Annotated in this window: 10 protein-coding genes; 5 read left to right on the top strand and 5 right to left on the bottom strand. The window is 67.7% G+C overall.

Annotated features, from left to right (window positions below):
• Positions 1–165: 165 nt before the first annotated feature.
• From VI08_RS07660 to VI08_RS07650, 3 genes are all read right to left on the bottom strand, one after another.
• Positions 166–606, bottom strand: a complete 441-nt coding sequence (locus tag VI08_RS07660; RefSeq protein ID WP_045828936.1) for an SRPBCC family protein — start codon at positions 604–606, stop codon at positions 166–168.
• A gap of 88 nt (positions 607–694) precedes the next feature.
• Positions 695–1405, bottom strand: coding sequence for an SEL1-like repeat protein (locus tag VI08_RS20795; protein ID WP_052697761.1), 711 nt, complete (start codon positions 1403–1405; stop codon positions 695–697).
• 82 nt (positions 1406–1487) lie between these two features.
• A complete protein-coding gene (locus tag VI08_RS07650) occupies positions 1488–1943 on the bottom strand; it encodes a MarR family winged helix-turn-helix transcriptional regulator (RefSeq protein WP_052697760.1) in 456 nt (151 codons plus the stop codon).
• A gap of 134 nt (positions 1944–2077) precedes the next feature.
• Between VI08_RS07650 and VI08_RS07645 the strand changes: the two genes are divergently transcribed.
• Genes VI08_RS07645 through VI08_RS07630 form a run of 4 tightly spaced genes read left to right on the top strand, consistent with a single transcriptional unit; the run spans position 2078 to position 7382 of the window.
• Entirely contained in the window at positions 2078–3079 is a 1002-nt protein-coding gene (locus VI08_RS07645; protein WP_045828935.1) for a FecCD family ABC transporter permease, read from the top strand.
• Positions 3076–3861, top strand: a complete 786-nt coding sequence (locus VI08_RS07640) for an ABC transporter ATP-binding protein (protein WP_045828934.1) — start codon at positions 3076–3078, stop codon at positions 3859–3861. Before VI08_RS07645 ends, VI08_RS07640 begins: the two co-directional genes overlap by 4 nt.
• Positions 3858–4724: a cobalamin-binding protein gene (locus tag VI08_RS07635; RefSeq protein ID WP_045828933.1), complete on the top strand. Its 867-nt coding sequence runs from the start codon at positions 3858–3860 to the stop codon at positions 4722–4724. The genes VI08_RS07640 and VI08_RS07635 overlap by 4 nt, the downstream gene beginning before the upstream one ends.
• 51 nt (positions 4725–4775) lie before the next feature.
• Entirely contained in the window at positions 4776–7382 is a 2607-nt protein-coding gene (locus VI08_RS07630; protein ID WP_045828932.1) for a response regulator, read from the top strand.
• 4 nt (positions 7383–7386) lie between these two features.
• Here VI08_RS07630 and VI08_RS07625 read toward each other — a convergent pair whose 3' ends face one another.
• Together VI08_RS07625 and VI08_RS07620 are read right to left on the bottom strand one after the other, a co-directional pair.
• Positions 7387–8229 carry a class I SAM-dependent methyltransferase gene (locus tag VI08_RS07625; protein ID WP_045828931.1) on the bottom strand — a complete coding sequence of 281 codons (843 nt, stop codon included), beginning with the start codon at positions 8227–8229 and terminating at the stop codon, positions 7387–7389.
• 34 nt (positions 8230–8263) lie between these two features.
• Complete coding sequence (locus VI08_RS07620) at positions 8264–10174, bottom strand: LTA synthase family protein (protein ID WP_045828930.1); 1911 nt, start codon at positions 10172–10174, stop codon at positions 8264–8266.
• Between the two features lie 130 nt (positions 10175–10304).
• Between VI08_RS07620 and VI08_RS07615 the strand changes: the two genes are divergently transcribed.
• A complete protein-coding gene (locus tag VI08_RS07615; protein WP_045828929.1) occupies positions 10305–10925 on the top strand; it encodes a YrbL family protein in 621 nt (206 codons plus the stop codon).
• Positions 10926–10946 lie beyond the last annotated feature (21 nt).

Genomic DNA, 10946 nt, shown 5'->3' with positions numbered 1-10946 from the left:
CCGCGAAGAACCAAAAAAAAGCCCTAGGGTTCGGCCAGTCCTGGATGATTTGGACGGCGTACTGCCAAGGGCGGGATGGGCGGAGTATGCGCATCGCGAGACGCCGATGCAAGCATGGCGTGAGGTTGCGAATATCCTCACGCCATGTCACCGCTTGCCGCGTAGTTAGCCCGTGATTTCCGGCTCTACCAACAACGCCAGCAACTGCAGCGACTCCTGCCAACCCAGGTAACACATCTCCACCGGGATCGCGTCGGGGATGCCTTCCTGCGTCACCTTCAGGTCGACGCCGAGCGCGAGCTTGGTGATGACGATGGTGGTGACCATCTCGCCCGGCAGGTTCGGATCATCGAACACATCGATGTAGCGAAGGCGCGCGCCAGGTTCCACCTCGAGGTACTTGCCACCGAACGCGTGGCTGTCACCGCTGGTGAAGTTGGTGAACGACATCTTGAACGTGCCGCCCACCTGCGGGTCGAGATGGTGCACCTTGCAGGTAAAACCGTGCGGCGGCAGCCACTTCGGCAGGGCATCGGGGTCGACGAAGGCCTTGAACAGGCGCTCGGGCGTGGTGCGCAGGACGCGGTGCAGGTTGACGGTACCCATGGTGTTCCACCTTGTTGAGTCAGCAGAGGATAGCCCTCTACCCACTACGTCGAACGGGCGGGGGTCATTTCGACAGCCTGCCAGGTGGTTATTTCGCGGGTGCGACCTGCAGCGGCCCCACGGTGACGTGGCCCGTCCAGTCCTCGAATACGTTGTTAGCCTGCTTGTCGACGAATTGCACCACCTGGTTGGTGGGTGGGCAGGACGACGGCGCGTGGCCTTCCGCCAGGTCGCGGACATCCTGCGAGCCCGCCATGCAGTAGCTGGTGCCCGCCGCATCCTTCAGCTTCGCCATGCCATCGCGATAGCGCGTTTCGGCACGCGGCGCGGCCACCGCATCGGCATACGTGCCCCGCATGGCGGCGAGGTAGGCATCGGCTCGCTTCGATTCATCGGCCGTGAGCGTCGCTTTCAGTGCGTCACGCGGTTCCGTGAAACGAGGGGTGCCGCGTTCCGCGGCCAGCGTAAACCAGGCGTAGGCCAGCGGCCGGTCCATGGGCTGGTGGTCGCCGTTGAGCGCCATGATGCCCAGCACGTACTGGGCGGGCTTGCTTGCCCAGCCCGCGGCTTCCTTGAAGAAGCGCTGCGCGGCTGCGGTGTGCTCGGTGCCGTAATTCTGCGCGCCCAGGCAGTAGAAGTAGTCGCCTGGCAGGAATTTCTCCATGCCAATCGCGCATTTCGCATCCGACAGCTGCTGGTCGGTCACGTGCGCGGGTGCATCATCGGCGCTGGCCGCGCCACCCGCCACGAGAAGAAACACGAAGGCCAACACCTTCGCCACCTGCATGACACCGCGCATCGCTGACTCCCTTCGTGATAGCTGCCGCGGCAGTTTTTATCACTTCATGCGAAGCAGCGATACGACAATATCTTGCGGTGTTCTAGGTATCGTCGTGCAGCTCGAAGCCCATGGCGGCGTTGAGTGCCTGATGCACGCGCAGCGCGGCGCGAACATCGTCTTCCGAGACCTCGGCGAGGATCTCGCGGCGCATCTGCACCATGCGGGCTTCGAGTTGTAGCGCGAGTTCTTCACCGGCGGGCGTAAGCCATAGCGTTTTCGCGCGCCGGTCCGCCGGGTCGCATTCGCGGCGGACGAGGCCGAGTTCGACAAGCTTGTCGAGCGTGCGAACGAGCGAGGGGCCGGTCACGCCGATCTGCCCGGCAAGCGTCACCTGGTTGATGCCACCGCCCGACCGGCCCACCAGCAGCATCGGGATGAGAGTGGCGGAGGTGACTTCGAAGTCGCCAAGGCGCACGTCGAGCATGCGCAGGAAGCGGCGGCTGGAAGCCATGGCGGTGGTGGTGAGCTGCATCTGCAGCCGGTCAAGGGGCGTCATGCCAATAACGATAGCATGTTAATTATATATATCGTCAAGCAAACGCCAGCGCAGGTCGAATTCCTTTATTCTGCCGAGCTGTTTGCCGGGAGCGTCGCCGGGTGCGAAACGCAGGTACAACGCGGGTTCCGCGCATGGCCACCTTCGGGGCTGCCCTCCGGCTATGTGCCGGGCTGCTGGCCCTTTCCACCGGCGTGGTGCTCGCCTCCGTGCTCCTGGGGGGTGACGGTTCCACGTTCGTCGCCTCATGGCAAGGGCTGGTTTCGACCGCCGACACCCCGATGCGCGCCATCGTGCATGCATTGCGGATTCCCCGGGCGCTGGCGGCGTATGGCGTGGGCGGCCTGCTCGCCCTCTCCGGCTGCCTGATGCAGATCCTGGTCCGCAACCCCCTCGCCGACCCTTACACGCTCGGGCTATCGGGTGGCGCGGCCGTGGGTGCGCTGGGTGCCATGCTCGCCGGGGCCGGCGCGGTGGCCACTGCCGCCGGCGCCGCCGTGGGTGCCCTTTTCGCCTGCGTCGCCGTGTTCGTGCTGGCCCACCGCGACCTCATCGCCCGGCGCCGAGCCGCTCACCGCGACGATGCCACCGACCTGATCCTCATCGGCGTCATGCTCGCCTCCGGCTTTGGCGCCATCGTCAGCATGATGCTGGTGCTTGCACCCGACCGTAACCTGCGTGGCATGTTGTTCTGGATGATGGGCGACCTGAGCGGCGTCGCCAGCCCGTGGCCACCGCTGCTTTCCATGCTGGCGGCACTTGTGGTGGCCGCGCCCCTCGGCCGCCAGCTGAACCTGCTTGCGCGCGGCGAAGAGTCCGCCAGCGCGCTCGGCGTCCGGCCCAACGCCGTGAAGTCGGCGATCTTCGCCATCGCATCGCTCGCCACGGCAGTGGCGGTGACCACCGCGGGCACCGTCGGCTTCGTCGGCCTCGTCGTCCCCCACGCGTTGCGCCGCGTCGTTGGCAATGACCAGCGCGTGCTGATGCCCGCCAGCGCCCTGTGCGGCGGCATGCTGGTGGTGGTGGCCGATACCATCTCGCGCATCGTCGCCGACCCCATCCAGCTGCCGGTGGGCGCCGTCATGGCGATCATCGGCGTGCCGACATTCCTCTTCCTGCTGGTGAAACGGCGATGACCGCGACGCTGGCCACGGAGCGCCTGCGCCTCGCCGTGCGCGACCGCGTGCTTGTCGATGCGCTCGACCTGCGCATCGAACCCGGCCAGGTATGGTGCGTGCTTGGCCCGAATGGCGCCGGCAAATCCACGCTGCTGCGGACCCTGGCCGGCCTGCGCGATACTGATGGTGGGCGCGTGCTGCTGGAGGGCCGCGACCTGGCCGCGTGGAAGCCGCTGGAGCTTGCACGCCATCGCGGTTTTCTGCCGCAGGCGGTCGTGGATGCCTTCAGCCTCACCGTGCTGGAAGCGGTCACCGCGGCACGCCACCCGCACCTGCCCTTCTGGGCATGGGGCGATGAAGACCTCGGCACCGTGCGCGCCGCGTTGTCGCGGTTCGAACTCGACGAACTGGCGGAACGCGACATCACCACGCTCTCGGGCGGCGAGCGCCAGCGGGTCAACATCGCGGCGCTGTTCGCCCAGGATGTCGGCGTGATGCTGCTTGACGAGCCCTTGTCATCGCTCGACCTGCACCACCAGATGAAGACGCTGCACGAACTGGTGGCGGAAGCGGGCGCCGGCCGCTCGGTTGTGTTCACGGTGCACGATATCAACCTCGCCATGCAGCACGCGACGCACGCGGTGTTGCTGGACGGCCACGGCAGCGCGCTCGCGGGCAGGAAGCACGATGTGGTGACCAGCGAACACCTCACCACGGCATTCCACCACCCCATCCACGGCACCACGATCGATGGCGAGGTGGTGTTCCGCGCCGCGCGCCTCACGGATAAACGCCCATGATCCGCCGCCTCGCCCTGCTCGCCCTCCTCGCCACCGGCGCGGCCCACGCAGCCATCACCGTGAAAGATGACGCGGGGCGCAACGTGACGCTGCCCGCGCCAGCCCACCGCATCGTGAGCCTGGCGCCCAACATCACCGATACGCTCTTCGCCGCGGGTGCCGGTGCCTACGTCGTGGGCACCTCGCGATTCAGCGACCACCCGGACGCAGCGAAGCAGGTGCCGGTGGTGGGTGACGCCACCATGCTCGACCTCGAGCGCATCGTGGCGTTGAAGCCCGACCTCATCCTCGTATGGAAAAGCGGCACGCCAGCGGCGCAAGTCGAGAAGCTGGCCCGCCTCGGCATCCCCATTTATTACTCGGAGACCACCCGCCTTGCCGATATCCCGGCGGCCACGCGCACGTTCGGCAAGCTGGCGGGGACGGAAGCGATGGCCGACGCCAACGCCGCGGCATTCAGCAAGGCACTGGATGGGTTGCGTGGCACGTTCGCCGGCAAGAGGCGCCTGAAGGTGTTCTTCCAGGTATGGGACCGCCCGCTGATGACCGTTGGCCGTGCGCAGATGATTTCCGATGCCCTGGACCTCTGCGGCGGCGACAACGTGTTCAACGACCTCACGCAGGCCGCCCCCACCGTCGGCCGCGAGGCCGTGATCGCCCGCCAGCCCGATGTGATCATGACGGCGGGCGGCGAAGGCGACTCACTGGCGGCATGGAAGCAGGGCGCCGGGCTGGCCGCGGCGAAAAACGGCAACGTGGTGGCCATCGATGCCCCCACGCTCGCCCTGCCTTCGCCATCCATCCTGCCCAGCGTCCGCACGCTTTGCGTGAAACTGGACGAAGCACGCGCCCGCACGCCCTAGTCGCCGCCTCTTGCGGATGTCATCACACCCATCCTGTTTACACTCCAGCCGATGACGGACAGCACCCAGCCCAACCTGAACGCGGACCTGTCATGGCTCGATGGCGGTGGCGAGGTGGGCGCGCTCATCCGCGCGTTCGACTGGGGCCCCACCGGGCTGGGCCCGCTCGAGGCGTGGCCGCAGAGCCTGCGCACCGCCACCGGCATGCTGCTGCTTTCCCCCGTGCCCATCGTCCTGCTGTGGGGCGAGAAGGGCATCATGATCTACAACGATGCGTACTCCGTGTTCGCGGGCGGGCGCCATCCGCAGCTGCTCGGCTCCGAGGTCCGCAAGGGCTGGGATGAGATCGCCGACTTCAACGACAACGTGATGCGCGTGGGCCTGGCCGGTGGCACGCTCGCCTACCGCGACCAGCGACTCACCTTGCAGCGCAGCGGCAAGCCCGAGCCGGTGTGGATGAACCTTGATTATTCGCCGGTGCTCGACGAAACCGGCAAGCCGGGTGGCGTCATCGCCATCGTGGTCGAGACCACCGAGCGGGTGCGCGCCGAAGAACGCCTGCGTGAAAGCGAGAGCCGCTTCCGCGCGCTGGTGAATTCCACGTCCGACATCGTGTACCGCATGAACCCGCAGTGGTCGCGCATGATCCAGCTCGACGGGCGCGGCTTCATCGCCGATACGACGGAGCCTTCGCCCGACTGGCTGGCGGGCTACGTGCCACCCGACGAACAACCGCGCGTGCGCGAAGCCATCGACGACGCGGTGACGAGCAAGGGCATGTTCGAGCTCGAGCACCGCGTGAAGCGCATCGACGGCTCCATCGGTTGGGTCATCTCGCGCGCGGTGCCCGTGCTGAACGAGGATGGCGATATCACCGAGTGGTTCGGCGCGGCAGGCGATATCAGCGTCCGCAAGGCGGCCGAGCAGGCGCTGCGCGAGAACGAGGCGCGCCTGCGCTTCCTCGACGCACTGAACGAGCAAACGGCGAAGAGCACCGACGCCGACGAGATCCTGTCGACAAGCACGCGCATGGTGGGCGAGCACCTTGGCGTGGGCATCTGTGCCTACGCCGACATGGATGACGACGAAGATGGCTTCACCATCCGCGGCGACTGGCGGCTACCGGGCTATAGCAGCATCGTGGGCCGCTACAGCCTCAAGGCGTTCGGCCACCTCGCCGTCTCCCGGCTCAGGGACGGCAAGCCGCTCATCATCGAAGACAACCGGCGGGAACTGCCGCCGGACGAATCGGCCACCTTCCAGGCCATCGGCGTGACCGCGACGATATGCATCCCGCTGATCAAGCGCGGCAAGCTCACCGCGCTCATGGCCATCCATGACGGCCAGCCGCGCCAGTGGCACCTGCGCGAACTGGCCCTGCTCGACGAAGTGACCGAGCGCTCGTGGGCGCATATCGCGCGCGTGCGCGCGGAGGCGGATGTGCGCGAAGGCGAACGGCGTTTCCGCGAGGAGCTGGAACAGCAGGTCGCCGAGCGCTCTGCCGCGCTGGAACGCACGCAGGCCCATATCCGCCAGGCGCAGAAGATGGAGGCATTGGGCAGCCTCACGGGCGGCATCGCGCACGACTTCAACAACCTGCTCATGGCCGTGCAGGGCAGCCTCGAGCTGCTGCGCGAGCGCATGCCGCAGGATCCCCTGCTGCTTCGCCTGGTCGACAACGCCCGCGCCGGCGCCGAACGCGGCAGCTCGCTGACGCGCCGCATGCTGGCCTTCGCCCGCCGCCAGGACCTGAAGTACGAGCGCGTGGACCTGCGCGCGCTCGTCGATGGCATGACCGAGCTGATGCAACGCTCGCTCGGCCCCACCGTCACGGTGGAAACCCACTTCGCCAGCGGGCTCCCGGCCGTCGAGGCCGACGGCAACCAGCTCGAAGCCGCGCTGCTGAACCTCGCCGTCAACGCGCGCGATGCGATGGATGGCGTCGGCACCATCGTCATCGGCACGAGCGAAGCATGGGTAGGTGCAGGCGATGAGCGCCTTGCGCCCGGCCATTACGTGCGCCTCTCGCTTGCGGATACCGGTGCGGGCATGGACGAGCACACGCTGAAGCGTGCGACAGAGCCGTTCTTCACCACCAAGGGCGTCGGCAAGGGCACAGGGCTGGGCCTATCCATGGCGCATGGCCTGGCGGAGCAGTTGGGCGGTGCGCTCGTGCTGCACAGTGAGCCCAACCGAGGCACCACCGCCGAGATCTGGCTGCCCGCGATGGCGCCCACGGCCGAAGCACCCGCGGCGGTGCGCGTCGAAGCGCCTACCCCGCCCCTGCGTGGCGGCACCGAAGGCCGCTTCACCATCATGACGGTGGACGACGACGACCTTGTGCGCGCCACGACGCAGGAGATGCTCGAGGACCTCGGCTACGTGGTGCTGTCGGCCCGCTCGGGCGCGGAGGCCCTGCGCCTGTTGGCCGCGTCCCACGTCGACCTCGTGGTGACCGACCATGCGATGCCGCAGATGACAGGTGCACAGCTGGCGATGCAGTTGCGCGAGCAATGGCCCGCCCTGCCAGTGATCATGGCCACGGGCTATGCGGACCTGCCCGCCGGCGTGCAACTCGACCTGCCGCGCCTCGCCAAACCTTATTCGCAGGCGACCCTGGCGGACGCCGTCGCGCGCGCCCTGCCGGCGATCGGCTGAACGCTCAGGCTTTGGCGACGATCAGCCAGGCCGGTGCCCAGCTGTAATCGTGCACATGCGTGGTGGCCGCGACGCGATAGCCCGCGCGCACCAGCTCGTCCTGCCACGCCGCGATGGGCTGCTCGTAGTTCGATGGCGTGGTGGCGCGTAGCTGGCCCAGCAACATCGGTGCGAGGAAGCCGCCGGCCACGAGGGCCGCTTCATCGTCATACCCGCGTGCTGCCAGCTCGTAGCGTCGTGCCAGCGAGGCGAAACGCTCATCGGCGCTTTTGAACGCGGGCACGTCGAATTCCACGATGGCGAGCCGCGTCACATGCCGGCGCAGGCGCTTCAGCGCGGCAAGCCGCTCGCCCGGCGCGATGGACTGCAGCGCAAACGTCGCTTGCGCGAGATCCCAACGCCGCTCGGGCGCCAGCTGCGCGAGGAACGCCTGCAAGGTCAGCTGCCATGCCTTGCCTGCGGGCAGGCGAGGCCGCAACGCGTCGAGCAGGCCGGAGGGCTCGATCACGTCCACGGTGTTCGGCGCGCGTCGCGTCTGCCCCAGTGCGGGAAGCAGGGCCATGCCATCGCCGACGCCGATATCGAGCAGGCAGCGCACGCCCAGCTGCTCGTAAAGCCGTGCCAGCGCCGCGCTTACCGCTGTGTACAGCGGCGGATTGCCGCCTGCGCGAATGAACACCTCGAATGCGCGCGGGGCATCGTAAGCGTTCCGCTCGTCCTCACCCGCCACGGCATCGAGCAATGCCGCCGCCATCAGCGAGCCCTCGTCGCGCGCCTTCGCCAGCCATGGCCTGGCGTCGCCGTGGTCGGCTAGCAGGCGCAGGGCTTGGGCGAGGGCGTCGGTCATCGGGCTATTGTATGGCCCGGCGGCCGGATGGGCGTCAAGGCTTGGTGTCGCCCGCCTTCTGCGGCAAACGGTAGCGCTGGTGGCTGTAAGCCCAGCTCGGCCACAGCGCATGCGCAAGGCCCACCTTTTCCAGCTGCGGGTCGACTGGCTGCGGGTCGAGCTTCTCGCCATCGACCGTGTAGTGGTACTGCGTGGGCGGCTGGTTGGGGCGCAGCACCAGCAGCGTGTCGCCCTTCAGGTAACCGTAGTTGTCGCCGTACTGCATGATGGCGCGGTCGGGGTAGCGCTGGGTGAGGTCCGCGCCGAGCATCGGGTGCTCGCTGCTGATGCCGATGAGCGAGAGCAGGGTCGGCGCGAGGTCGACCTGGCTCACGATGTGGTCGTCCTTCTTCACCGGCACGCCCGCGCCAAGGATGAGGGCCGGGATGTGGAAGTGGCGCACCGGCACCAGGCTCGCGCCGAACACGCGCGCATCGTGGTCGGCCACGATGAGGAACACGGTGTGGCCCCAGTAAGGCGAGGTCTTCGCCCGCGCAAAGAACTGGCCGATGGCGTAATCCGCGTAACGCACCGCGTTGGCGTTGCTGGCCGGATCGCCCTCGGCCTTGATGCGGCCCGCCGGGTATTCCCACGGCGTGTGGTTCGATACCGAGAACGCCACCGTGAGCGTGGGCTTGTCGCCATCGTCGAGCAGGCGCTGGTGCAGCTCGTTGAACATGTCCTCGTCGGATGCACCCCACGAGCCCACGAAGCCGGGCTTCGTCTTGAAGCTGGCGCGGTCCACCACCTCGTTGAAGCCATTGCCGAAGAAGAACGAGCGCATGTTGTCGAAGTGCGCTTCGCCGCCGTAGAGGAAGCGGGTGTGGTAACCGAACGTATCGAGCAGGGCGCCCAGCGTGAAGAAATCGCGCTGGCTGCGCGGCAGCTTCAGCACGGCCTCAGCCGGCGTCGGCATGAACCCCGTGGTGACGGCCTCGAGGCCGCGTGCGCTGCGGGTACCCGTGGCATAGGTGCGTTCCAGCCACCAGCCCTCGTTCGCGAGCTTGTCGAGTTCAGGCGTGTAGCCCGCGCCGCCCAGGCTGCCGACGAACTGCGCGCCGAGGCTTTCCTCGAGGATGATGACGAGGTTCAGCGGCTTGCCGTCGTGGCCGGTGGCCACCTGCTTGTGCAGCGAGGGGTAGTCCGGATCGAGCGGTGCGCCGTCGAGGCCGGCGGCCTGGCGCACGATGTCGTTCATCTCGCCGTCGGGCATCTTGCCGTACACGGCCGATGCCGAACGCTCGTTACCCAGCGCCATGGCGGCGTTGAGCACGTTGTAGAGCGAGTTCAGCGGCAGCGTGTTCACCATCGCATCGTTGGTGAAGGCCACCTGCGACGCATTGATGGGGCGGTGCTGCAGCGTGCCGCGGCCGGCGACGAACAGGACGCAGAACACGAGCACGGTGGCCACGGGCCGCAGCCAGCCGCGCACGGGGCGCGCATCGGGGCGGCGGGTGGGCAGCAGCCTGAAACCGAGCCAGCCCAGCAGGGCGAACACGACCAGGCCCGCGCCCACCGAGAGCTTGTAGCCGTTCCACAGCATGGCCAGCACTTCGTGCGGGCTGGTGAGGTATTCGAAATACAGGCGATTCGGCCGCGTGTCGTACTCGATGAGGAACTGCGGCGTCGAGACCTCGAGCAGCACGTAGAGCAGCCACCACAGGCGCAGCCACCACGCGGTGAGGCGCGTGGGCCATGCACGGTGCCCCAGCCAGGGGGCCAGCAGCGCGGGCGCGGCGATGACCATGGCCAACAGCGACAGGTCGATGCGCCAGCCGCCGAGGAGGATGGGCCACAGGCCACCGGAATCGTGGACGCGCGTCCATTGCCAGGCCGACAACCCGAGGCGGGACAGGGTCAGGAAGATGAGTACGGCGGCGCTGAAACGCCAGATGAGCTTGCGCACGAGGGTGGTCCGGGCTGGGCGCGGCACGGCCGCCGCGCGGTGACGGGCAAGTTACAGGCCGCTCACTTTACACTGTGCGCACTGTAAGCAACTTACGGCAGCCTTTCCGGCCGCCCCACGAGGATCCACGATGTTTAGACTGGCCGACGCCACGCCCATCGCCACTGGCCACGTCCGCGAGGTGTACCAGCACCCCGACGACGAAACCCTGCTGGTGAAGGTGATCGCCAGCGCATCGATCGAGGCCCGCTGGAACCAGGCACCCTGGTACCGCCGGCTGGCGCGCTGCGGCCCGTACAAGGATTTCGTGCGCGAGTTCCGCGAGTACGTCACCAGCATCTACGTGGGCGACTACGCCACCTCACCCATCGCCCGCGTCGTGGGCCTGGAGATGACCGACATCGGCCTGGGCCAGGTGGTGGAGAAGGTGCGCACGCCCGACGGCAAGCTGGCCCCCACCCTGCACGACTGGGTGAAGGCCGAAGGCTTCACCGAGCACACCCGTGCCGAAATGGCCGCCTTCTACCAGCGCCTGCTCGACCACGACACCATCGCCGCCGACCTGCACGCGTGGAATGTCGTCTACGGCGAGGATTCGCGCGGCGGCCCGCGCCTGGTGATGATCGATGGCTTCGGCGAGAAGAACATCATCCCGCACCAGTCGATGAGCCGCTCGCACAATGCCGCGCGGGTGAAGCGGAAGTACGAGCGGATGTTGAAGCGGACGATGGCGGAGGCGCCGGGGCGATGATTGGGCGGGAGGTGGGAGGTG

Source organism: Luteibacter yeojuensis, from assembly GCF_000964085.1.
Lineage (GTDB): Bacteria > Pseudomonadota > Gammaproteobacteria > Xanthomonadales > Rhodanobacteraceae > Luteibacter > Luteibacter yeojuensis_A.
Note: the sequence above shows the minus strand (reverse complement) of the source record. Positions and strands in the feature narration are given on the sequence as shown.